The following is a 22,803-nucleotide window of genomic DNA, read 5'->3' on the forward strand; positions in this document are numbered from 1 at the left end:
GGTCGCCGCCGGGCGCGCGCCCGCCGACATGGTGATCCGGGGCGGGCGCTGGGTGAACGTGCATTCGGGCGAGATCATCGCGCACGCCGACATCGCCGTCGCCGAGGGGCGCTTCGCCTGCTGCGGGCCGGACGCGGGCGCCTCGATCGGGCCTGACACCGAGGTGATCGAGGCCAGGGGCCGCTACATGGTCCCCGGCCTGTGCGACGCGCATATGCATGTGGAATCGGGGATGCTCACGGTGACGCAGTTCGTGCGCGCGGTGGCCCCGCACGGCACCACATCCATGTTCGTGGACCCGCACGAGATCGCCAATGTGCTGGGTCTGCCCGGCGTGCGGCTGATGCATGACGAGGCCATGGCCCAGCCGGTCAACGTGTTCGTGCAGGCGCCGTCCTGCGTGCCTTCGGCCCCGGGGCTGGAAATCGCCGGCGCCGAGCTTGGCCCCGAGGACATCGCCGAAATGATGCGCTGGCCCAACATCATCGGCCTTGGCGAGGTGATGAATTTCCCCGGCGTCGCTGCGGGCGACCCGAAGATGCTGGGCGAGATCGCCGCCGCCATGCGGGCCGGCAAGACCGTGGGCGGGCATTACGCCTCGCCCGATCTGGGCCGCGATTTCCACGCCTATGCGGCGGGCGGTCCGGCGGATGATCACGAGGGCACGACGATCGACGACGCGGTGGCGCGGGTGCGTCAGGGGATGCGGGCGATGCTGCGGCTGGGATCCGCCTGGCATGACGTGGCGACCGGGATCCGGGCGGTGACGGAACGCGGGCTGGATCCGCGCAATTTCATTCTTTGCACCGATGATTGCCATTCGGGCACGCTGGTGCATGACGGGCATATGGACCGGGTGCTGCGCCACGCCATCGCCCAGGGGCTGGCGCCGATGGTCGCGATCCAGATGATGACGCTCAACACCGCGCTGCATTTCGGGCTGGAGCGCGAATTGGGCGCCATCGCGCCGGGGCGGCGCGCGGACATGGCGCTGACCTCCTCGCTGGTGGAGTTCGCCGCCGAAACGGTGATCGCGCGCGGCCGGGTGGTGGCGCGGGACGGCGCGATGATCGCCGGGACCCCGGATTTCGCCTACCCGGCGGCGGCGCGCGACACGGTGAAACTGGGCAAGCGGCTTTCGGCGGGCGATTTCGACATCCCGGCCCCGGGGCGCGAGCAGGTGCGCGCCCGCGTCATCGGGGTGGTCGAAAACCAGGCTCCGACGCGGGCGCTGGAGGCGGATCTGCCGGTCGAGGACGGCGTCGTGGCGATGGATCGCGACGGCGACATCTGCCAGATCGCGCTGGTCGAACGCCATCGCGCCACCGGCGAGGTCGCCAACGCCTTCGTGTCGGGCTTCGGCTATGACGTGGATTGCGCCGTGGCCTCCAGCGTGGCCCATGACAGCCACCACATGATCGTGGTGGGCACGTCGAAAACCGACATGGCGCTGGCCGCCAACCGGCTCGGCGAGGTCGGCGGCGGCGTCGTGGTGTATCGCGACGGCGAGGAGCTGGCGCTGGTCCCGCTGCCCATCGCCGGGCTGATCTCCGACGCGCCGGCCGAAACCGTGGCGGCGCAGGCCGACCAGATGGTCGCGGCGATGCAGGATTGCGGCTGCATGCTCAACAATGCCTACATGCAGCATTCATTGCTGGCGCTGGTGGTGATTCCGGCGCTCAGGATCTCGGATCGCGGGCTGATCGACGTGACCCGCTTCGCGCCGGTGGCGGCCTTCGACTGATCCGCCCCGGTCTGGACAATATCCGGCGGCGCGCTAGGTTCATGCAGACTGCCGCGGTTTGAAGTTTCTGGATTGAAATGAGAGCGATGATGACACCGATCCGATTTTGCGCCCTGGCGCTTGCGCTCGCCGGCGCCGCCATCGCCCCGCCGCCCTTCGCGCCGCCCGCCTTCGCCGCCGAGGCGATCCGCATGCAGCCCGCCGACCCGCAGCCCGACGCCGCGGCGCTGAAGCCGGGGCTCGGGGTCAGATACGCCTACCCCCCGGACATCCGCCTGCTCTACGAAGCCGAGGCCATGCGCGGCTACGAACTCGAAACCGGCGAACCGATCATCGGCTTCGACTATCCCGACGCGGAGCCCGGCCAGAAGCCGCTGACGGCGAAACGCGCCGAACAGGTGGTCGCCTTCATCGACGGCTACATGCGCTTTGACAAGCCGGGCGTCTACAAGCTGGAATTCCAGTCCAATGACGGGTTCCGGGTGCGCATCGGCGGCGTGCAGGTCTACGAACATGACGGGCGCCACCGCTGCGGCACCAATGGCTGGGTGCGCGTCGAGGCGCCGAAGGCGGGCTGGTATGCGGTCGAGGCGCTGTATTTCCAGCGCTACAAGACCTCCTGCCTGCTGCTGGAATGGGAACCTCCGGGCGAGGAGATGGACTGGGCGCCCACCGATATCTACGCCCACGCCCCCGGCTGACCCGAAACCCGCTCAGCGGCGCAGCCTGCGGCCCAGCCAGACCAGCAGCAGCGGGTTGATCGCCAGCGTTGCGGCGAGGATCGCGGTGCTGATCCGGGCGTCGGGCGCGGGCTCCATGGCGCTCAGCAGCATCGACCAGGGCAGGGCGACGACAATGGCCGGAACCGCGGCCAGCGCATCCTTGTCGATGCCGGCGATCAGCGCCGCCAGCGCCAGCGCCCCGAGAATGGCGTAGACGACCGCAAGGCCGATCGAGATCGCGCCGAAAATCCGCATCGCCCCGCTCCGTCGCCGCTATTCCCGCCTGTCGCCCGGCGGCGCCAGCGTGGATGGACCAGAAAAATCGCCGGTCATGTCCTGTCCTCCGAGGGTGCGTTGAGCCGCGCGAATTGCGCCGCGCCGCGTAATCTACGTGATATTCGCGTGAAATAAAACCCGCATCGCGTCTGAATCGAAAAATTCTCAGCGCCGCCCCGGCGGGCGCAGGCGCAGATGCGGCGCGACGATCCCGGCGAAGCGCTCGACCATGGCGGTGCGCTCGGCCGGATCGCGCGCGAAGCGTTCATGGATCACCAGCCCGCGCAGGAACGTCCGGCAAATCGCCCAGATCTGCGCCGCATCGCCCTCGGGCGCATCGAACACCCGGGCGAAGGCGGCGCCGATCTCGTCGTTCCAGTTGCGCAGCAGGGGGGCCAGCCGGTCGTCCAGCGCGCGGTCGGTGCGCGCGGCGATGAGGATCTCGATGAAGGCCCGTCCTTCGCGGGTGTTCACGATCCGCGCCCAGGCGTCGAGGATCAGCGCCTTCAGCGTCGGCGTCGCGCCCTCGCCCAGCCGCCGGTCCCTGACCGGCGCCAGCGCATGGCCCAGCAGGCGTTCGGCCACGGCGGCGATCAGGTCTTCGCGGGTGGGAAAATGATGGGTCAGCGCGCCGCGCGACACCCCGGCGCGCTTTTGCACGTTGCCGATGGAGGTCGCGCCGTAGCCGCATTCGTCAAGGCAGGCCACCGTCGCGTCGATGATGCGCGCGCGCAGGGTGGGCTGGCTGGCGGGTGACGACACGTCAGGGTCCTTTGATCCGACTCCGGGCTTGCATCCTGATGCTCAGGGACTAGCATCAAAACAGAATGAACGGTCTGTTTCAAGCGGAGGGATGACGCATGGCGCGAGCCGACCCGCGGGGGGTCATCAGGATCGGCGGCGCCAGCGGGTTCTGGGGCGATGCGGCGCTGGCGACGCGCCAGTTGCTCGACGCCGGGGTCGATGCGCTGGTTTTCGACTATCTGGCCGAGATCACCATGTCGATCCTGGCCCGGGCGCGCGCGAAGGACGCCTCGCGGGGCTATGCGGTTGATTTCGTTGACGCAGCCTTGGCGCCCAACCTGGCGCGCATCGCCGAGGGCGGGGTGGCCGTGATCTCCAACGCCGGCGGGCTCAACCCCGAAGCCTGCGCCGCGGCGATCCGCGCGCGGATCGCCGCCGAGGGGTTGGACTTGCGCGTCGCGGTGGTGCGCGGCGACGATCTGACCGCCCGGGCGCAGGATTTCGCCGCAATGCGCGAGATGTTCACCGATGCGCCTTTTCCCGACCCGGCGCGCGTCGCGTCCATCAACGCCTATCTCGGCGCCGGGCCGATCGCGGCGGCGCTGGATCGCGGCGCGGATATTGTGATCACAGGCCGTTGCGTGGACAGCGCCGTGACGCTCGGGCTGCTCATGCATCGCTTCGGCTGGGGCCCCGAAGAACACGATCTGCTGGCGGCGGGCGCGCTGGCAGGGCATCTGCTGGAATGCGGCGCGCAGGCGACCGGCGGCAATTTCACCGACTGGCGCGCGGCTGGCGATCTGGCCCGCATCGGCTACCCCATCGCCGAGGTTTCCGGGAACGGCGGCCTTGTGATCACAAAGCCCGAGGGCAGCGCCGGGGTGGTGTCGCCGGGCTCGGTGGGCGAGCAGATGCTCTACGAAATCGGCGATCCGCAAAGCTATCTTCTGCCCGACGCGATCTGCGATTTTTCCGGCGTGACGCTGACCCGGGACGGCCCCGACCGGGTGCGGATCGCGGGCGCGAAGGGGCGGGCGCCGGGCGGCATGCTGAAAGTGTCGGCCACCTGGGCGGACGGGTTCCGGGCCGGGCAGCTTTTCGCCTTCGAGGGGTTTGACGCGCGCGACAAGGCCGCGGCCTTCGCGCGTGGCGTCGCCGCGCGCGCCCGCGCCGCGCTGGCCCGGCGCAACGCTCCGGATTTCGCCGAGATCAGCGCCGAGATCACGGGCGGGACCACCGCCGGCTACGAGGAGGTCACGCTGAAGCTCGCCGTGCGCCATGACGACGCGCGCGCCGTGGGCCTGTATCTGAAGGAGGCCGTGGGGCTGGCGCTGGCCGCGCCGCCGGGGCTGAGCATGTTCGCGGGGGCGCGGCCAAGACCCTCGCCGGTGGTGCGGCTGTTTTCCTTCCTGATCCCGGCGGGGCAGGTCGCGGCGACGCTCGACATCGGCGACCCGGCGCCGCTGCCGATCCCCGCAAGCGCGCCCGACGCGCCCCCCGCCCCCCCCGCCCCGCCCCCAGCGCCCGGCGCCGCCGCGACCGGCGTGCCGCTGATCCGGCTGGCCTATGCGCGGTCGGGCGACAAGGGCGACAAGGCCAATATCGGCGTGCTGGCGCGCGACCCTCAATTCCTGCCATGGATCTGGGCGGCGCTGGACGAACGCGCCGTGGCGGCGTGTTTCGAAAAATTCGCGCCGTCGCGCGTGGACCGCTTCCTGCTGCCCGGCTGCCATGGCGTCAATTTCCTGCTGCATGACGTGCTGGGCGGCGGCGGCGTCGCCAGCCTGCGCGCCGACCCGCAGGCCAAGGGCTACGCGCAGCGCCTGCTGGCGTTGCCGATCCCGGTCTCGGCCGACATTGCCGCCCGTCTTGCCGAGGAGCCCCGACCATGAGCGTTTTCACCACCCGCATCGATCCCGGCGCGCCGGATTTCGCGACCAACCGCGCCGGCATGCTGGCGCTGGTGGACCGCCTGCGCGCCATCGAATCGCGTGCCGTCGCGGCCTCGGAAAAGCGCCGCGCGCGGTTCGAGCAGCGCGGGCAATTGCTGCCGCGCGAGCGGCTGGCGCGGCTGCTCGACCCCGGCGCGCCGTTTCTCGAACTTTACAATCTGGCGAATTTTCTGGTCGAGGACCCGGACCCGGAAACCTCGATCCCCGGCGGCTCGATGATCGCCGGGATCGGCTTCGTCGCCGGGGTGCGGGTGATGGCGCTGGTCGATGACAGCGGCATCAACGCCGGGGCGATCACGGTCAGTTCCGTGGACAAGGCCCTGTATGCGCTCGACATCGCCATGCGCCAGAAGCTGCCGCTGATCCACCTGGTGGAAAGCGCCGGGGCCAATCTGATGAATTACGAGGTGGCGCTCTGGGCCCATGGCGGGGGCATGTTCCACCGGCTGGCGAAACTCAGCGCCGCCGGGATCCCGACCTTCACGGTGCTGCACGGGCCCTCGACGGCGGGGGGCGCCTATCAGCCCGGGCTGTCGGATTACGTGATCGGGGTGAAGAAGAACGGCATGGCGGCGCTGGCCGGCGCGGCGCTGGTGCATGCCGCGACGGGCGAAAGATCCACCGACGCGGAGCTTGGCGGGGTGGAGATGCACGCCACGATCTCCGGCCTGGTGGAATACGAGGCCGAGGACGACGCGGCCGGCATCGCCATGCAGCGCGACCTGATGGCGCGGCTGGGCTGGAACGACCATTGCGCGCCGCCCCCGGCGCGCGATTTCGCCGAACCGCCTTGCGATCCGGAGGACATCGCCGGACTGGTTCCGCTCGACTATCGCAAGCCCTATGACATGCGCGAACTGGCGGCGCGGCTGGTGGACGGGTCCGATTTCGCCGATTTCAAGCCGCGCTACGGGGTTTCGACTGCGTGCCTGCAGGCGACGATCCACGGGCAGGCCTGCGGGATCATCGGCAATAACGGCCCCATCGATCCGGCCGGCGCGACCAAGGCGGCGCAATTCGTGCAATTGTGCGATCAGGCCGACATGCCGCTGATCTTCCTGAGCAACACCACCGGCTACATCGTCGGCAGGGACTCCGAACAGGCGGGGATGATCAAGCATGGCGCGAAGATGATCCAGGCGGTCTCCAACGCCCGGGTTCCCAAGATCACGCTCTATGTGGGGGCGAGCTTCGGGGCCGGGAATTACGGCATGTGCGGCTTTGGCTACGAGCCGGATTTCCTGTTCGCCTGGCCCAGCGCCCGGACCGGGGTGATGGGCGGCGCGCAGGCCGCCGCCACCATGGAGCACGTGGCGCTGGCGGGGATGAAGCGGCGCGGCATCGAACCCGACATGGACAGGCTGGCGGCGCAGCGCGACGCGATCTCGGCGCATTTCGATCGTCAGTCGGATGCGTTTTACACCTCCGGGCGGATGCTCGACATGGGGGTGATCGACCCGCGCGACAGCCGCCGGGTGCTGGCCTTCGCGCTCGCCACCTGCCGCGAGGCCAGAGCGCGCAGGCTGAAACCCAACGCCTTCGGCGTGGCGCGGATGTGAGGCGATGATCATGGATGTTTCCCGATTCGCCTTTGACGCGGTGCTGGTGGCCAATCGCGGCGAGATCGCGCTGCGGATCCTGCGCGCGCTGCGCGCCATGGGCCTGCGCGGCGTCGCGGTGCATTCCGAACCCGACCGGGACGCGCCCCATGTGGCCTTCGCCGATGACGCGGTCTGCATCGGGCCGGGCCCGGCGGCGCAAAGCTATCTCGACCCGGCGCGGATTCTGGACGCGGCGCGCGCGACTGGCGCGGGCGCGATCCACCCCGGCTACGGGTTCCTGTCGGAAAACGCCGATTTCGTGCGCGCGGTCGTCGCCGCCGGGCTGGTCTTCATCGGGCCGGGCGCCGAGGCTGTCGAGATCATGGGCGACAAGGCCCGCGCCAAGCGCCTGATGGGGGAGGCGGGGGTGCCCTGCCTGCCGGGCCATGAGGGCGACGCGCAGGACGATGCCAGCCTGACGCAGGCCGCCGCGCGCATCGGCTTTCCGCTGATGGTGAAGGCGGCGGCGGGGGGCGGCGGGCGCGGCATGCGGCTGGTCGCGGCGCCGGGCCAGCTTGCGGAGGCGCTGACCCGCGCCCGCGCCGAGGCGCTGGCCGGGTTCGGATCCGACCGCCTGATCCTGGAACGCGCCGTGCCGCGCCCGCGCCATGTGGAAATCCAGATCATCGCCGATCATCACGGCGCGATCCTGCATCTGGGCGAACGCGACTGTTCCGTGCAGCGCCGCCATCAGAAGGTGATCGAGGAATCCCCGGCGCCGGGCATGACGCCGGCGCTGCGCGCGGCCATGGGCGAGGCCGCGATCCTCGCCGCCAAGGCGGTCGGCTATCGCGGCGCCGGGACAGTGGAATTTCTGCTGGATGATGACGAAAATTTCCATTTTCTGGAAATGAACACCCGCTTGCAGGTCGAACACCCGGTGACCGAGGCGGTCACCGGGCGCGATCTGGTGCAATTGCAGGTCGCCGTGGCCGGGGGCGCGCCGCTGGGGTTTTCGCAAGCCGACGTGGCGCTGAGCGGCCATGCCATCGAGGCGCGGCTCTATGCCGAGGACCCCGGCGCCGGGTTCCTGCCCGCCACCGGCGCGGTGGCGCTGTGGCGCGCGCCGGACGGCGTGCGGGTGGATGCCGGGGTGGGGGCCGAGGTCTCGCCCCATTACGACCCGATGCTGGCGAAGATCATCGCTCACGGCCCGGACCGCGACGCGGCGCGGCGGCGCCTGATCGCGGCGCTCGAAACCACGGCGCTGCTGGGCCCCGCCACCAATCGCGGCTTCCTGATCGCGGCGCTGAAGGCGGACGGCTTCGCGCGCCGCCCCCCCACCACCGCCTTCATCGCCGAGACCTTTGCCCCCGGGGCCCTGACCCCGGCGCCGGTCGCTTTCGGCGAGGCCGCCATCGCCGCCGCGCTGGTGGTCCGCCGGCGGCGCGCGCAAAGCATGGCGGCGGCGGTGAGCGACATGGCGCCGCTGGCCAACTGGTGGAGCAACGGAGCGCCGGTCGCGATCATCGATCTGCATTTCGACGGCGCGCGGCGCGCGTTCACGCTGCGCCCGGACGGCGAGACCTATCATGTGCGCGGCGATGGTGTTGGCGAGGCGGTCGTGCGGATCGACTCGGTCGATGACCATGGCGCGACCGTGACGCTGGACGGGCGCCGCCTGCGGCTGTTCCATGCGTGGCGGGGGGGCGATCTGCTGATCGGGCTCCCGGACCGCGACTTGCGCGTCACCGTCGCCGATGAAAGCGCGCGCAGGCAGGCGCCCGCCGGCGGCGAGGTGCGCGCGCCCATGCATGGCCGCATCGCCGAACTGCGCGTGGCGCCGGGGGACGCGGTGGACAGGGGGCAGATCCTTGCGGTGCTGGAGGCGATGAAGATGCAGCATGAAATCCTCGCGCCCGTTGCGGGGACCGTCGCGCGGGCGCCGGGCGGGCCGGGCGCGCAGGTGGCGGCGGGCGATCTGCTGGTGGACATCACGCCGCCGCGCGACGGCGGAGCGACAGAGGAGGGGCCGGCATGATGAAAACGCCGATCTGCAAGATGCTGGGGATCGAATTCCCGCTGCTGGCCTTTTCCCATTGCCGCGACGTGGTCGCCGCGGTGTCGCGCGCCGGGGGCATGGGCGTGTTCGGGGCGGTGAAATACACGCCCGACGAACTGCGCCGCGAACTGGAATGGATCGACGCCAATTGCGGCGGAAAGCCCTATGGCGTGGACATGATCGTGCCGGGCGCGATGCTGCGCGGCGCCGCCGAGATGGATATCGGGCGGCTTCTGGCCGCCATGCCCGCCGCGCAGCGCGATTTCACCGCCGACCTGCTGGCCGAGGCCGGAATCGACGGCGCCGGGCTTGATGCGGCGCGGCGCGAGGCCGGGCGGTTCGCGCGCAATCTGGGCGAGGCCGGCGCCGTCGAGATGCTGGACGTGGCGTTTTCCTTTCCCATCCGCCTGATCGCCAACGCGCTGGGCGCGCCGCCCCCGGCGATGATCGACATGGCGCGCGCCAAAGGCGTGCCGGTGGCGGCGCTGGTGGGCGCGAAGGAACACGCGCTGAAGCAGATCGCCGCCGGGGTCGACATCCTGGTGGCCGCGGGCGGCGAGGCGGGGGGCCATTGCGGCGAGGTGTCCTCGATGGTGCTGATCCCCGAAATCGTCTCGGTGGCGGGCGACACGCCGGTGCTGGCGGCGGGCGGCATCGTCACCGGGCGGCAGATGGCGGCGGCCATGGCCATGGGGGCGGCGGGGGCGTGGTGCGGCTCGGTCTGGCTCACCACCGCCGAGGGCGAACCGGCGCAGGCGGTGAAGGACAAGATGCTGGCGGCGGGGTCGCGGGACACGGTGCGTTCGCGCTCGCGCACCGGCAAGCCGTCGCGCCAGCTGGCCTCGGGCTGGACCAAGGCGTGGGAGCGCCCGGGCGCGCCGCCGCCGCTGCCCATGCCGCTGCAATCGCTGCTCACCGAACCGGCGCTGGCCAAGATCGAATCACTGGCCGAGGGCGGCCATGAGGGCGCCCGCGATCTCGCCACCTACTGGGTCGGGCAGGGGGTGGGGCTGATGAACGAAACGCAGTCGGCCGGGGCGGTGGTGCAGGCGTTCAAGGAAGATTTCATCGCCGCCCATGAGCGGCTCGCGCGGTTGCTGGGAGAGTAGGGCGATGACGGATCAATTGCGGCAGGCGCTGGATTTCCGCGACGAGAGCATGGCGCTGCACGCGCTGATCGCCGACCTCCCTGCGGCGGATTTCGCCCGCGAGACCGGGTTCAAGCGCTGGAGCGTGGATCGCATCCTCGGGCATCTGCATTTCTGGAACAACGCGGCGGACCTGTCGCTGCGCGACCCCGAGGCGTTTCAGACCCTGCTCGCCGGGGTGATGACGGCGATGCGCGCGGGCGGGCTGCGCGAGGCCGAACTGGCCTGGCTCGCCGGGCTGTCCGGCCCGGCGCTGCGCGACGCCTGGCGCGACACGTTCATGGACATGGGCGCGCGCTGGGCCGGGGCGGACCCGAAGCGCCGCGTCAAATGGGCCGGGCCGGACATGTCCGCGCGCTCGGCGATCACCGCGCGGCTGATGGAGACCTGGGCGCATGGGCAGGCGATCCATGACCTGCTCGGCGTGGCGCGCGAGGATCGGGACCGCATCCGCAACATCGTGGTGCTCGGGGTGAACACCTTCGGGTGGAGCTTCGCGGTGCGCGGCGAGGTCCCGCAGGGACCGATGCCGCGCCTGCGGCTCACCGCGCCGTCCGGCGCGATCTGGGAATTCGGCGAGGGCGAGGGGCTGATCGAAGGCCCCGCCGTCGCGTTCTGTCAGGTGGTGACCCAGACCCGCAACATCGCCGACACCGACCTGTCGGTGCGGGGCGCGACGGCGACCCGCTGGATGGAGACCGCGCAATGCTTCGCCGGGCCGCCGGAGACGCCCCCGGCGCCGGGGGCGCGCGGGCCGTCCGGCGCGATCAAGGCGCCGCCGCCGCCCCGGGCCTGACCCGGGGCGGCGGCGGGTCATTGCGACGCAACCGCGCGGATATGGGCGACCAGATCGTCGATGTCGCGCCCGGAAATCTGCATGTCGGGCATCGGCGGATGCGGGCTGGCGATCCAGCCGCGCAGCCTTGCGTCGCTGCGATCGCCAAGCGTCGCGAAGGCGGGGCCGGCGTCGGCGCCCGGCCCCTCGGGCCCGACCACATGGCAGGACACGCACCAGCGTTCGGCCAGCGCCCGGCCGCGCACGGGGTCGGGGCTTTGCGCAACGACGGGCTGCGCGGCCCAGATCGCCAGCGCCAATCCCAGCGCCAATCCCTTCGTCAGCCGCCCCGCGTCGCGCCGTCGGCGGGTTTCGGCGCGGGGCGTGAAAGCGTCAGGATCGGTTTGCATTGCTGGCTCCGGATTCAGGCGAAAACGCTGGCCGCCGCGGGCGTCGCGGCAAAGGCCCGGGGCGTGGCGGGGCCGCGATCCGCCTGCGCGGCCCCATGCCCGGCCCCATGCCCGGCCCCGTGCCCAGTGCCCGAACTCTGCCACGCCGCGCTGTGGGCGCGCAAGGATGCCCGGCATGATTGCGCACCTCAACCGATCGCGCGCCAATGGCTGCGAATCCCGGTGCGCCGACGCCGGCGATTCGACGGGCCACCGCGAGTCGTTCTGCATGCCGTTCTGCGAAAAATGCCCGAAAAACAGGCGCCCCCCGTTCACTTAGACGGCAATTGTCCCGGAAACAGGAAATCGCTGTTGGCGCCGCCGGCGCGTTCTGATGTAGTCCGCGCACGTATCTGCACCGGTCGATTTCCGTTGCAACGACTGACGATCAGGGAGAGAACACATGGAACGCCGTAAGTTTCTGACCGCCGCGGCCCTTGGCGGCGCCGCCACCGCAGCCGGCGGCCTCGCCGCGCCGGCGATCGCGCAAGAGCGCAAGACGATGACCATCGTCTCCACCTGGCCGCGGGACTTCCCGGGCCTCGGCATCAGCGCCCAGCGGTTGGCCGCGCGCATCACCGAACTGTCCGAAGGCCGCATCACCACCGAATATTTCGCCGCCGGCGAGCGCGTCGGCGCCTTCGACGTGTTCGACGACGTGGCCGGCGGCAACAGCCAGGCCTACATCGCCGCCGACTACTACTGGGTCGGCAAGCATCCGGGGTTCGCCTATTTCACCTCGGTGCCCTTCGGCATGACCACCCCGGAATGGAACGCCTGGATCAAGTTCAAGAACGGTCAGGCGCTCTGGGACGAGATTTCCGGCGAATTCGGCCTCAAGGCCCTGCCCTGCGGCGCCACCGGCACCCAGATGGGCGGCTGGTTCAACAAGGAAATCAACAGCCCCGACGATCTGCGCGGCCTGAAGATGCGCATCCCCGGCCTTGGCGGCACGGTGCTGTCCAAGCTTGGCGTGTCGACGGTGTCCCTGCCCGGCGGCCAGATCTACGAGAACCTGATCTCCGGCGCCATCGAGGCCACGGAATGGGTCGGCCCCTACAACGACTACTTCATGAAGTTCTACGAGGCGGCGAAATACTACTACACCGCCGGCATGCATGAGCCCGGCGGCGGCCTCTCCTTCGGCATGAACAAGTCGTGGTGGGAATCGCTCTCGGATTACGAAAAGGCCGTGGTCACCGCCGCCTGCTACGAGGAGCACGCCGCGCAGCCCGAGGAAGCCATCGCCAACAACGGCATCTACCTGTCGCGCCTGATCAACGATCACGGCGTGCAGTTGCGCTCGTTCAACGACGAGGTCTGGGACGCCTTCGGCGAAGCCGCCGCCGAGGTGTTCGAGGAGACCCGCGATCATTCGCCGCTGGCGGCGAAGATCAACGACGACTTCCAGGACTCGCTGCGCGAAATGGGATCCTACACGAAGATCGCCGAGATCGAGTTCTCCAACCAGCGCAACCGGGTGCTGGGGCTCTGAGCCCCGCCTGACCGCGCCGGGCGCCCCGCCGTTTCGACGGATCGCGGGCGCCCCGGCGCGGGGTCAATGCGGATCGCGGCGTGAAATCGCCGCGATTCGGCGTTTTCGCATGGCGCCGGGGTCGCGGCCCGGTCCATGCATGCCCCGAAGATCGCGGCGCCGCGCATCCTGAACGCCCGCGCGGCATCGGGTCGCCGGCCGATGGTCGGCTCGCCGCGGCGCCGCGAAGCCGGGCGATGCGGCGTCGGCGCACAAGGCGCATGACAGGAAACCGATGCGCGGGCCGGCGACGCCGCAAGGCGGGCGGCCGGACCGCAGGCAGGCCGGGACGCGGGTCGGACCGCCCCACAGGGAGAACTCGATGACACTGGCAGCTGACGCCGGGCCCCGCCTTGGCAAAGCCGGGGGGAATGACGCGCTGGACATCGCCGTGCGCCTGTTCGGCTGGTTCAATCTGGCGATCCTGACCACTTTCCTGATTCAGGCCTGGCTGCTCTACGGGCTCGGGGCCGCGGCGCCGGGCCTGGCGCTGTCGGGGCAGGCCGCCAATCCGTTCGAAAGCTTCGAGACCCGCACCGCCTGGGCGCTGCTGCTGGCCTATCCGGCGGCGCTGATCCTCGCCGGCTGGTGGGTGATCGCCACGCCGCTGCGCGGGCTGCGCGAAGACAGCGACATGATCTGCGCGGTCAACGCCTATCTGGTCCGGGGCGCGTTCTTCGCGGTGCTTTTCATCGGGCTGACGGACGCGGCGATATCCTTCCTGCGCGTCGAGGGCCTGATCGGCGACGTGTTCGGCAAGGAACTGGCGGTCGAGCTGGGGCGCGCGCAGTTCCGCGGCGCGTGGCTGCACGTGCCGTTGATCGCGCTGGCCTATCTGCTGGCGCTGTTCAGCCGCTCGCTGGGCTTCATCTGGCTGGCGCTGATGATCGTGGCGGCCGAATTGCTGATCGTGCTCACGCGGTTCATATTTTCCTACGAGCAGGCCTTCATGGGCGATCTGGTGCGGTTCTGGTACGCGGCGCTGTTCCTGTTCGCCTCGGCCTACACGCTGCTGCACGAGGGGCATGTGCGGGTCGACGTGTTCTATTCGGGATTCGGGCGCCGGGCCCGGGGCCGGGTCAACGCGGTGGGATCGGTGGCGCTGGGCATGACCCTGTGCTGGACCATCCTGATCATCGCCATGGGCGGCAAATCCGCCATCGTCACCGGGGCCATGGCCAATTGGGAGGTCTCCCAGCTGGGCTTCGGCATGTATATCAAATACCTGATGGCGGGCTTTCTGGCGCTGTTCGCGATCACCATGCTGGTGCAGTTCACCGCTTATCTGTTTGACGCCGTCGCCGATTGGCGCGGCGAACCCGGCGGGCGCGAGCAAGACGCCGTCCACGCCAGCTGATCCGGAGCCGCGACCATGGAACTGTTCTTTCTCGCCCTCCTGATCCTGTGCATGGCCTTCGCGCTGGGCTCGGGCTATCCGGTGGCCTTCGCGCTGCCCGGATCGGCGATCCTGACCATCGGCGCGGCCGCCGCCGCCGGCTGGATGTTCGGCGGCGGCGTCGACGCCTATTTCGCGCAGGGCGGCCCGTCGCAATGGCTGTCGGCCGGGGTCACCAACCTGCGCGGCGTCTATTGGGAGGTGGAGCGCGACACGCTGATCGCCATTCCGCTTTTCATCTTCATGGGCATCATGCTGCAGCGATCCATGATCGCCGAGGATCTGCTGGTCACCATGGCGCGGCTGTTCGGGCCGGTGCCCGGGGGGCTGGGGATTTCCGTGGTGTTCGTGGGGGCGCTGCTGGCGGCGACCACCGGCATCGTCGGGGCCACCGTGGTGGCCATGGGCATGATCTCGCTGCCGGCGATGCTGCGCAACAACTATTCGCAATCGCTGGCCACCGGCACCATCGCCGCGTCGGGCACGCTGGGGCAGATCATCCCGCCCTCGATCGTGCTGATCATCCTCGCCGACCAGCTGTCGAGCGCGGTGGATCAGGCCAGCACCGCGCGCAAGGCGCTCTACAAGGCGGCGACCGGCGAATTGTCGATGCCCACCAGCTTCGACGTGGCCTCGACCTCGGCGGGGGAGATGTTTCTCGGGGCTTTCATCCCCGGCCTGCTGCTGGTCGCGATCTACATGGTCTACATCCTGATCTACGCCACGCTGAACCCCAAGGCGGCGCCCTCGGTGCCCTATGAGGGCGAACGCGACGGGCGCTTCTGGCTGAATGTGGGCTTGACGCTGGTGCCGCCGCTGGCGCTGATCTTCCTGGTGCTGGGGTCGATCATCGCCGGCATCGCCACCGTGAACCAGGCGGGCGCGATCGGCGCCGCCGGGGCGATGGTGATGGCGGGCTATCGGCTCAAGGACGGGCGCGGCGCCTATCTGCCGGCGATCCTGTTCCTGGTGTCGCTGATCGCCATAGGACTGGTGCTGGAGAATTTCGACACCAACATCAAGAACATCCAGACCGAATCCGACCAGCTTGGCGTCACCATCGCGCTGGTCGCGGTGGCCGGGCTGCTGATCTCGCTGATCTGGTCCGGCATCCGGGTGCTGCGCATCGACGGCACCATGCACGGGGTGATGGTCGAGACCGCCAAGACATCGTCGCTGGTGTTCATCATCCTGCTCGGCGCGGCGATGCTGACCGCGGCGTTCCGCGCGTTCGGCGGCGAGCATCTGGTGCGCGAGTTTCTCGAATCCCTGCCCGGCGGGTTCTGGACCCAGTTCATCATCGTCATGGCGGTGATCTTCTTCCTCGGCTTCTTCCTCGATTTCATCGAGATCGCCGTGGTGGTGGTGCCGATCGTGTCGCCGATCCTGCTGGCGGATCCGGGGGCCAACGTCACCGCGGTGTGGCTTGGCGTGATGATCGGGCTCAACATCCAGACCTCGTTTCTGACCCCGCCTTTCGGCTTTGCGCTGTTCTACCTGCGCGGCGTGGCCCCGGCGATCGTCAAGACCGTCCAGATCTACAAGGGCGTGGCGCCCTTCATCCTGCTGCAGCTGCTGGCGCTGGCGGTGGTGGGCAAGTTCCCGGAGCTGGTCAACTACCTGCCCAACCGGGTGTCGCTGACCTCCGAAACCGCGCCGCCGCCGCGCAATCCGCGCCTGCAATACTGCCTTGAGCAATACGTCTCGGGCCGCTTCGACGACGAGGGCGACGCGGTGCTGGCGGCGATTTCCGGGGCGCGCGGCCTTGATCTGAGCTATCTGCCCAAATCGGTGACCAGGGATTTCGCCGCCAGCTTCGACAAGGCCGAGGCGGCGCCGGGGCTGCTCGAGAATGCGTTGGCCGCGGAGCTGGAGGTCAAGGCCGCGACGCCCGATTTCCGCCCGATCCACGATCAGGTGCGCTTCATCGAGAAGGAGATCCGCAAGATCGACACCCGCCTCGCGACGCTGAAGACCAGGATCAGCCGCCTGCGCGACGAGAAATTCGCCGCCAGGAAGGCGAGGCTGGAGCGGCAGGCCGCGGCGCTCGCCGCCGAGAAGGACAAGCTGACCGCCTCGATCCCGGCAAGCTGGGACGATTCCTACGCCGCGTTCCGCAAGCTCGACAAGGCCGAGCAGGACGCGCGCCGGGCCTATCGCCGGTCCGCCGATCAGGGCTACGAGGCGGTGGGCGAACTGCGCAAGGTGCTGGCGGGCAGCGCGGCGCTGGCGGCGCTGGCCCCGGATCTGCGCGCATTGGCCGAGGCGGTGGCGGCGGGCGATCCCGCCGATCTGGTGGCGCCCGTGACCGAGATGCGCAGCCGCGTCGGCGCGGTGGCGGGGGCCTCGAAGATTCGCTCGCTGGTGTCCAAGGCCCGCAGCGCCCTGCGCGCCAAGACCCCGGATCAGGCCAAGGCCGCGGCGAAGCTGCAGGAGGCCGTGGCCGAGCTTGACGCCCAGCTGATCTGGCGCGAACGGGCGGCGGCGGAGCTGGCCCCGGCGCTGGCGCGCTACGACGCGGCGATCAGCGGCACCATCGGGGCGCGGCTGCAGACCCGCATGCCCCGCGACGAGGCGCTGTTCATCGCCGCCTGCGAGGCCTCGCATCGCGACATCTCGCTGCGCTTCTAGGCCGCGCTCCATCGCGTATGTCGCGGATCTCGGGGCCCGTCGCGACCAGCGGCGGGCCCCGTCGTCTTGCCGGTCCCGCATCGGGGCGGCGGACGAGACCGCCGGTCAATGGTCTTTCACGGCCTCCATCACCACGAAGGTGGAGGTCTGGGCCACATGGGGCAGGGCCGAGAAGGTTTCGCCCAGCAGGCGGCGGTATTCCACGATGTCGCGGGTCCGGATCTTCAGAAGATAGTCGAAGCCGCCGGCGATCATGTGGCACTCGGCGATTTCGGGGATCTTCTGCACCGCGGCGTTGAACGCCGCCAGCGCCGCGGAACGGGTGTCCGACAGGGTCACCTGCGCATAGGCGATATGCCCCGCGCCCAGCCGCGCATGATCCACCCGCGCGCCGTAGCCGCGGATGATCCCGAGGTTTTCGAGCCGCTTCACCCGCGCCTGCACCGGCGATTTCGACAGGCCCACCCGCGCCGCCAGCGCGGCGTAGGACAGGCGGGCGTCACGCGACAGCGCCTCGATGATGCGCCGGTCGGCGGCGTCGATCTGGTCGGTGTTTTTCATTTCCGCGGGACGATAGCCGATTTCGCCGCGCCGACAAAAGACCGATTGGCCGCCATGGGCCTGTCTTGCAGGCCGCCATTGCCGGGCGATTCGCGGTAGTCTGGGGCGTCGTTTCAAGGAGGCCGCCATGCTCGACACCATCAGGGCCCGGATGCGCGCCCGCATCCTCGCCGATGAAACCGAAACGCTGACGTCGCTGATCGCCGCCGCCGCCCTGCCCCCGGACGACCGCGCCGCCATCTGCGCCAACGCTGCGCGCATGGTCGCGGCGCTGCGCGAGTCCGACGATCCGGGGCTGATGGAGCTGTTCCTCGCCGAATACGGGTTGTCCACGCGCGAGGGCGTGGCGCTGATGTGCCTCGCCGAGGCCATGCTGCGGGTGCCCGACGCCGAGACCATCGACGACCTGATCAAGGACAAGGTGGCGCCCCATGACTGGGCCGGGCATCTGGGGGACAGCGGCTCGATCCTGGTCAACGCCTCGACCTGGGCGCTGATGCTCACCGGCCGGGTGCTGGGGCGCGAGGCCGAGGGCGTCGTCGGCGTCCTGCGCGGCGCGGTGCGCCGGCTCGGCGAGCCGGCGATCAGGGTGGCGGTGGCGCGCGCCATGCAGGAAATGGGCGGCCAGTTCGTGCTGGGCGAGACCATGGACAAGGCGATCGCCCGGGGTCGGGCGATGGTGGCCAGGGGCTACGGCTATTCCTACGACATGCTCGGCGAGGCGGCGCGCACCCAAGCCGACGCGCGCGCCTATCACGCGGCCTATGCCGAGGCCATCGAGACCGTCGCCGCCGAGGCGAAGGGCGGCGTGCGCGACAATCCCGGCGTGTCGGTGAAGCTGTCGGCGCTGCATCCGCGCTACGAATACGGCCAGCGCGCCACGATGTTGGCGCAGATGACCGGGCGGCTGCTGGACCTGGCCCGCGCGGCCAAGGCGGCGGGCATCGGGCTCAATGTCGACGCCGAGGAATCCGACCGGCTCGACCTGTCGCTCGACGTGATCGAGGCGGCGCTGTCGGACCCGTCGCTGGCGGGCTGGGACGGGTTCGGCGTGGTGGTGCAGGCCTACGGGCCGCGCGGCGTCGATGTGATCGACTGGCTGCACGCGCTGGCGCAACGGCTGGACCGGCGCATCATGGCGCGGCTGGTCAAGGGCGCCTATTGGGACACCGAGATCAAGCGCGCGCAGGTGCTGGGGCTTGCCGGCTACCCGGTGTTCACCCGCAAATGTCACAGCGATGTCAGCTACATCGCCTGCGCGCGGCGATTGCTGGGACTGACCGATCGCATCTATCCGCAATTCGCCACCCACAATGCCCACACCGCCGCCGCCGTGCTGCACATGGCTGACTCCGCGGGCGTGGATCGCCGGAAATTCGAATTCCAGCGCCTGCACGGCATGGGCGAGGGGCTGCATGCGCTGCTGATGCGCGAACCGGGCATCCGCTGCCGCATCTACGCCCCGGTGGGCTCGCATCGCGACCTGCTGGCCTATCTGGTGCGCCGCTTGCTGGAAAACGGCGCCAATTCGTCCTTCGTGCATCAGATCGTCGACAAGAGCCATTCGCCCGAGGCGGTCGCCGCCGACCCGTTCGCCGCCGCCGAGGCCGGCGGTTTGCGTCCGGCGCCGTCGATCCCGGCGCCGGCGGCGCTGTTTGGCCCGTCGCGGCGCAATTCCGCCGGGACCGACATCGCCGACCCGCTGGATCTGGCCCGCATCGACGCCGCGCGCGCGCCGTTTCGCGCGCCCCATCAGTGGCGCGCGGGCGACCCGACCGCCGGGACGGCGCGCGTCATCGCCAACCCCGCCGACCCCGGCGAGATCGTCGGCGTGGCGCATGAGGCCGCCGGCGCCGGCGCCGCCGAGACCCGGGCCGTGACCCGGGCCGAGACCCGGGCCGTGACCCGCGCCGTGACCCGCGCCGTGGACGCGCAGCCCGGCTGGGCGGCGACCCCGGTCGCCGCGCGCGCCGCCATCCTCAATCGGGTCGCCGATCTCTACGAGGCCAATGCCGGCGAATTCATCGAACTCGCGGCGCGCGAGGCCGGCAAGATCCTGCTCGACGGCGTCGGCGAAATCCGCGAGGCGGTGGATTTCCTGCGCTACTACGCCGCCGAAGCTTCGCGCGGCGACCCCGGCGACCCCGGCGCCCGGGCGCGCGGCGTGATCGTCTGCATCTCGCCCTGGAACTTCCCGCTGGCGATCTTTTCCGGGCAGATCGCCGCGGCGCTGGTCACCGGCAACGCGGTGATCGCCAAGCCCGCCGAACAGACTCCGCTGATCGCGGCGCGCGCCGTGGCGCTGTGGCGCGAGGCCGGGCTGCCCGAGCACGCGCTGCAGTCGCTCCCCGGCGACGGGCCCTCGGTCGGGGGGCCGCTGACCGCCGATCCGCGCATCGCCGGGGTGTGCTTCACCGGCTCCACCGAGGTGGCGTCGCTGATCGACCGGCAACTGGCGAGGACCGCGCCCGAGGCGATGCTGATCGCCGAGACCGGCGGGCTCAACGCCATGATCGTGGACAGCTCGGCGCTGCCCGAACAGGCGGTGCGCGACATTCTGGCCAGCGCCTTCCAGTCGGCGGGGCAGCGGTGCTCGGCGCTGAGGATGCTCTACGTGCAGGCCGACATCGCGCCGGGGCTGCTGGAGATGCTGGAGGGGGCCATGCAGACGCTGGTCCTGGGCGATCCGCGCCGGCTCTCTACCGATATCGGCCCGGTGATCGACGCCGAGGCGCTGGCCGGGATCGAGGCGCATCTGGCGGAGGCGGCGCGGGACGGCCGGCTGATTCGGCGACTGGACACGCCGGGCCAGGGGCTGTTCGCGGCCCCTGCGCTGATCCGGGTCGACGGAATCGCCGATCTGGAGCGCGAGATCTTCGGCCCGGTCCTGCATGTGGCGACGTTCGAGGCCGATGAGCTTGACGCCGTCGTGGCGGCGATCAACGCCCGCGGCTACGGGCTGACGCTGGGCATGCACAGCCGCATCGACGGGCGCGTGCAGCGGGTGGTCGACTCGGCGCATGTGGGCAATGTCTACATCAACCGCAACCAGATCGGCGCGGTGGTCGGGGCCCAGCCCTTTGGCGGCGAGGGGCTTTCGGGCACGGGCCCCAAGGCGGGCGGCCCGCATTACCTGCGCCGGTTTCGCGCCGAGATCCGCCCGACCGGCGCCGCGACGCCCGCCGCCGCGCCCGATGCCAAGACCATCGACGCCGCGACGCTGATCCGCGCGTCAAGCAGCCTGGGCGATTCGGCGCGCGCCCGGGACTGGATGAAGAATCCGGCGCGGCTCGGCGATCTGCGCGCGGCGCTGCGGGGGCGCGCCGCGCAGGCCATGGCCGATGCGGCGGCGGTGGATTGCGGACCCGTTGACCTGCCGGGGCCGACCGGCGAATCCAACCAGATCTCGCTGGCCCCGCGCGGCGTTGCGCTGTGTCTCGGCCCGGACCCGGAGGCGCTGTTGACGCAATGCGTGCAGGCGCTGGCCATGGGCTGCCCGGCGGTGGCGGTGGCGCCCGGCGCGCCCGCCGCGCTGGCGGCGCTGCTGGACGCGCGCGGCGCCGCCGGATTTCCGCTGACGGCGCTGGACGGCGCGATCGATCCGGCGGCGCTGACCCATGCGCCGTTTGGCGCGGTCGCCCATGCGGGCGGTCCCGGGGTCGCCGATTTGCGCCGGGCGCTGGCGGCGCGCGACGGCCCGATCCTGCCGCTGATCGCGACCCTGCGCGCCCCCGCGGATTACGCCCATGAACGCGTGCTGAGCATCGACGTCACCGCCGCCGGCGGCAACGCGGCGCTGCTGGCGGGCGGCGGCTGACGGCGTTTTGAATTCCGGTCTTGGCGCAGAACCCGCGATCTTGCGCCGCGGGGCGAATCCGGCTCGCGCCGCGGGGCGCTCACCCCCCGGTTTCCCGCGCGCATGACCATTGCCGGGACTCGGGGCCCGACGCGCGAGGCGGCGAGAAGCCAACCTCCCGTCGACGCGATCCCGGCCCGGCCTTGGCGCTTGAACTCGCCCACGCCCCGCGCTACCTAGGGCGCGGCGCGCGGGCATGGTGAAACGGTATCACACGAGCCTTCCAAGCTCTTGGTGCGGGTTCGATTCCCGCTGCCCGCTCCAGACCGCCGCCTCCGCCTTGCGATTTCCGCGAGCGTTGCGGCGACAATACGCCATTTCGGCGTCGATTAACCCTGTCGGCCGTCCAGTGGGGGTTGATTTGCCGAAAATTGTCCAATAAGCGTGAACAGCATATGGGGAATTTTCCAAAGGGGAGAACTATGAATTTTTTGAAAACCATGGCCGTTGCCGCGACGGTCGCCTTCGGCGCCGCGCCGGCCTATGCGGTTGTCGTCGACCTGCCGTCGCCGGATTTCGACGGCGTGAGCATCACCGAAACGCTCGGCGATTTCGGCTCCGGCAATTATGAACTGGTGAACGGCTCCGCCGATGCGGTGGTCACCGCCTTCGGCGTGACCAATCCGTTCTCGACCTACGCTTACGTGGACGAGCCGGATGATTTCGAACCGTTTCCGCCCTTCACCGATGGCGGCTTCATCAAGGTCAACGGCGTTCAGAGCTTCGAGCTGTGGAATGCGGCGCTGATCACCGAAACCGAATGGTCGAGCTACATGCCGCTTTACGGCACGGACACGCTGGAGGACCTGTTCGGCGCGTGGTCCTTCGGGACCGACGTGGTCAACTGGTATGAAATCGAGGATGCCAGCGGCCTGATGCCGGGCCAGACCGGCAGCGGGTTCAGCTTTTTCGGGCCGGTCGCCTCGCTGGCTTTCGGCATCGGCAACGGGCTGCAGTCCCCGATCCAGGGCACCTTCTTCAACGCGCCGGTCAATCAGGGCGGCCCGGCCCCGGTGCCGTTGCCCGGCTCGGCCTGGCTGCTGATGTCCGGCGTCGCCGGGCTGGCGGGTCTGCGGCGCATGCGCCGCGCGCGCGCCTGACTTCAGCGGCGGCGCGACCGCCGATCGACCTGACGACTGACGCCGCCCCGACCCGGGCGGCGTCTTTCTTTGGCCATTGCCGGGCGGTTCGCGGCTTGGCTGTTGCGCCCGGGCGGTTTTCGCTCTATGGGGGGCCGCGATCCGCGGGCGCGCGGAAAGGACGTCACCAGATCAGGGAACCGTTTCATGGCGAAGGCAAAATTCGAGCGCACGAAGCCGCATGTCAACGTTGGCACGATCGGCCATGTCGATCACGGCAAGACGACGCTGACGGCGGCGATCACCAAGCTGTTCGGCGAATTCAAGGCGTAT

Annotated in this window: 17 protein-coding genes and 1 tRNA gene; 14 read left to right on the forward strand and 4 right to left on the reverse strand. The window is 70.2% G+C overall.

Going from position 1 to position 22,803, the window contains the following annotated elements:
- Together ade and AC1HC7_RS00670 are read left to right on the forward strand one after the other, a co-directional pair.
- Positions 1 to 1,744: adenine deaminase (ade, locus tag AC1HC7_RS00665; protein WP_479498551.1), on the forward strand; the 1,744-nt coding region annotated here is incomplete at its 5' end.
- Positions 1,745 to 1,833: 89 nt separating this feature from the next.
- A complete protein-coding gene (locus AC1HC7_RS00670) occupies positions 1,834 to 2,445 on the forward strand; it encodes a PA14 domain-containing protein (protein ID WP_479498437.1) in 612 nt (203 codons plus the stop codon).
- 12 nt (positions 2,446 to 2,457) lie between these two features.
- Here AC1HC7_RS00670 and AC1HC7_RS00675 read toward each other — a convergent pair whose 3' ends face one another.
- Both AC1HC7_RS00675 and AC1HC7_RS00680 read right to left on the reverse strand, forming a co-directional pair.
- Complete coding sequence (locus tag AC1HC7_RS00675) at positions 2,458 to 2,721, reverse strand: hypothetical protein (RefSeq protein ID WP_479498438.1); 264 nt, start codon at positions 2,719 to 2,721, stop codon at positions 2,458 to 2,460.
- A 186-nt stretch (positions 2,722 to 2,907) separates the two neighbouring features.
- On the reverse strand, positions 2,908 to 3,504 hold the full coding sequence (locus AC1HC7_RS00680) for a TetR/AcrR family transcriptional regulator (protein ID WP_479498439.1): 597 nt from the start codon (positions 3,502 to 3,504) through the stop codon (positions 2,908 to 2,910).
- 98 nt (positions 3,505 to 3,602) lie between these two features.
- Between AC1HC7_RS00680 and AC1HC7_RS00685 the strand changes: the two genes are divergently transcribed.
- Genes AC1HC7_RS00685 through AC1HC7_RS00705 form a run of 5 tightly spaced genes read left to right on the forward strand, consistent with a single transcriptional unit; the run spans position 3,603 to position 10,985 of the window.
- A complete protein-coding gene (locus AC1HC7_RS00685) occupies positions 3,603 to 5,378 on the forward strand; it encodes an acyclic terpene utilization AtuA family protein (RefSeq protein ID WP_479498552.1) in 1,776 nt (591 codons plus the stop codon).
- Positions 5,375 to 6,997: an acyl-CoA carboxylase subunit beta gene (locus tag AC1HC7_RS00690; RefSeq protein ID WP_479498441.1), complete on the forward strand. Its 1,623-nt coding sequence runs from the start codon at positions 5,375 to 5,377 to the stop codon at positions 6,995 to 6,997. Before AC1HC7_RS00685 ends, AC1HC7_RS00690 begins: the two co-directional genes overlap by 4 nt.
- Positions 6,998 to 7,007: 10 nt before the next feature.
- A complete protein-coding gene (locus tag AC1HC7_RS00695; RefSeq protein WP_479498442.1) occupies positions 7,008 to 9,020 on the forward strand; it encodes an acetyl/propionyl/methylcrotonyl-CoA carboxylase subunit alpha in 2,013 nt (670 codons plus the stop codon).
- The gene (locus tag AC1HC7_RS00700; protein ID WP_479498443.1) at positions 9,017 to 10,150 is read left to right on the forward strand and encodes a nitronate monooxygenase; all 1,134 of its coding nucleotides are present in this window, start codon (positions 9,017 to 9,019) and stop codon (positions 10,148 to 10,150) included. Before AC1HC7_RS00695 ends, AC1HC7_RS00700 begins: the two co-directional genes overlap by 4 nt.
- A gap of 4 nt (positions 10,151 to 10,154) precedes the next feature.
- A complete protein-coding gene (locus AC1HC7_RS00705; RefSeq protein WP_479498553.1) occupies positions 10,155 to 10,985 on the forward strand; it encodes a TIGR03084 family metal-binding protein in 831 nt (276 codons plus the stop codon).
- Positions 10,986 to 11,002: 17 nt separating this feature from the next.
- Here the strand turns inward: AC1HC7_RS00705 and AC1HC7_RS00710 are convergent, their stop codons facing one another.
- Positions 11,003 to 11,374, reverse strand: a complete 372-nt coding sequence (locus AC1HC7_RS00710) for a c-type cytochrome (RefSeq protein WP_479498554.1) — start codon at positions 11,372 to 11,374, stop codon at positions 11,003 to 11,005.
- 442 nt (positions 11,375 to 11,816) lie between these two features.
- Here AC1HC7_RS00710 and AC1HC7_RS00715 point away from each other — a divergent pair, with 442 nt between their 5' ends.
- From AC1HC7_RS00715 to AC1HC7_RS00725, 3 genes are all read left to right on the forward strand, one after another.
- The gene (locus AC1HC7_RS00715; RefSeq protein ID WP_479498445.1) at positions 11,817 to 12,908 is read left to right on the forward strand and encodes a TRAP transporter substrate-binding protein; all 1,092 of its coding nucleotides are present in this window, start codon (positions 11,817 to 11,819) and stop codon (positions 12,906 to 12,908) included.
- Positions 12,909 to 13,269: 361 nt separating this feature from the next.
- The gene (locus AC1HC7_RS00720) at positions 13,270 to 14,304 is read left to right on the forward strand and encodes a TRAP transporter small permease subunit (RefSeq protein WP_479498446.1); all 1,035 of its coding nucleotides are present in this window, start codon (positions 13,270 to 13,272) and stop codon (positions 14,302 to 14,304) included.
- A gap of 15 nt (positions 14,305 to 14,319) precedes the next feature.
- Positions 14,320 to 16,974 carry a TRAP transporter large permease gene (locus AC1HC7_RS00725; protein WP_479498447.1) on the forward strand — a complete coding sequence of 885 codons (2,655 nt, stop codon included), beginning with the start codon at positions 14,320 to 14,322 and terminating at the stop codon, positions 16,972 to 16,974.
- 105 nt (positions 16,975 to 17,079) lie between these two features.
- Here the strand turns inward: AC1HC7_RS00725 and AC1HC7_RS00730 are convergent, their stop codons facing one another.
- Positions 17,080 to 17,535: an Lrp/AsnC family transcriptional regulator gene (locus AC1HC7_RS00730; protein WP_479498555.1), complete on the reverse strand. Its 456-nt coding sequence runs from the start codon at positions 17,533 to 17,535 to the stop codon at positions 17,080 to 17,082.
- Positions 17,536 to 17,662: 127 nt separating this feature from the next.
- On the opposite strand from AC1HC7_RS00730, the gene putA reads away from it, so the two are divergent.
- From putA to AC1HC7_RS00750, 4 genes are all read left to right on the forward strand, one after another.
- Positions 17,663 to 21,352: a bifunctional proline dehydrogenase/L-glutamate gamma-semialdehyde dehydrogenase PutA gene (gene putA, locus AC1HC7_RS00735; RefSeq protein ID WP_479498556.1), complete on the forward strand. Its 3,690-nt coding sequence runs from the start codon at positions 17,663 to 17,665 to the stop codon at positions 21,350 to 21,352.
- A 229-nt stretch (positions 21,353 to 21,581) separates the two neighbouring features.
- Positions 21,582 to 21,655 (forward strand) — tRNA-Gly (locus AC1HC7_RS00740).
- Between the two features lie 158 nt (positions 21,656 to 21,813).
- A complete protein-coding gene (locus AC1HC7_RS00745) occupies positions 21,814 to 22,491 on the forward strand; it encodes a VPLPA-CTERM sorting domain-containing protein (protein ID WP_479498450.1) in 678 nt (225 codons plus the stop codon).
- Between the two features lie 186 nt (positions 22,492 to 22,677).
- A partial coding sequence (locus AC1HC7_RS00750) for a GTP-binding protein (protein ID WP_479498004.1) occupies positions 22,678 to 22,803 on the forward strand: 126 nt, incomplete at its 3' end.

The sequence above is a fragment of the Oceanicella sp. genome, assembly GCF_056449545.1.

What these genes read in the sequence shown, in the direction of transcription:
- AC1HC7_RS00685 (WP_479498552.1), top strand. Translation starts at nt 3,603, where the DNA reads ATGGCGCGAGCCGACCCGCGGGGGGTCATCAGGATCGGCGGCGCCAGC.
- AC1HC7_RS00695 (WP_479498442.1), top strand. Translation starts at nt 7,008, where the DNA reads ATGGATGTTTCCCGATTCGCCTTTGACGCGGTGCTGGTGGCCAATCGC.
- AC1HC7_RS00715 (WP_479498445.1), top strand. Translation starts at nt 11,817, where the DNA reads ATGGAACGCCGTAAGTTTCTGACCGCCGCGGCCCTTGGCGGCGCCGCC.
- AC1HC7_RS00730 (WP_479498555.1), bottom strand. Translation starts at nt 17,535, where the DNA reads ATGAAAAACACCGACCAGATCGACGCCGCCGACCGGCGCATCATCGAG.
- AC1HC7_RS00720 (WP_479498446.1), top strand. Translation starts at nt 13,270, where the DNA reads ATGACACTGGCAGCTGACGCCGGGCCCCGCCTTGGCAAAGCCGGGGGG.
- AC1HC7_RS00690 (WP_479498441.1), top strand. Translation starts at nt 5,375, where the DNA reads ATGAGCGTTTTCACCACCCGCATCGATCCCGGCGCGCCGGATTTCGCG.
- AC1HC7_RS00675 (WP_479498438.1), bottom strand. Translation starts at nt 2,721, where the DNA reads ATGCGGATTTTCGGCGCGATCTCGATCGGCCTTGCGGTCGTCTACGCC.
- AC1HC7_RS00710 (WP_479498554.1), bottom strand. Translation starts at nt 11,374, where the DNA reads ATGCAAACCGATCCTGACGCTTTCACGCCCCGCGCCGAAACCCGCCGA.
- AC1HC7_RS00670 (WP_479498437.1), top strand. Translation starts at nt 1,834, where the DNA reads ATGACACCGATCCGATTTTGCGCCCTGGCGCTTGCGCTCGCCGGCGCC.
- putA (WP_479498556.1), top strand. Translation starts at nt 17,663, where the DNA reads ATGCTCGACACCATCAGGGCCCGGATGCGCGCCCGCATCCTCGCCGAT.
- AC1HC7_RS00705 (WP_479498553.1), top strand. Translation starts at nt 10,155, where the DNA reads ATGACGGATCAATTGCGGCAGGCGCTGGATTTCCGCGACGAGAGCATG.
- AC1HC7_RS00700 (WP_479498443.1), top strand. Translation starts at nt 9,017, where the DNA reads ATGATGAAAACGCCGATCTGCAAGATGCTGGGGATCGAATTCCCGCTG.
- AC1HC7_RS00745 (WP_479498450.1), top strand. Translation starts at nt 21,814, where the DNA reads ATGAATTTTTTGAAAACCATGGCCGTTGCCGCGACGGTCGCCTTCGGC.
- AC1HC7_RS00725 (WP_479498447.1), top strand. Translation starts at nt 14,320, where the DNA reads ATGGAACTGTTCTTTCTCGCCCTCCTGATCCTGTGCATGGCCTTCGCG.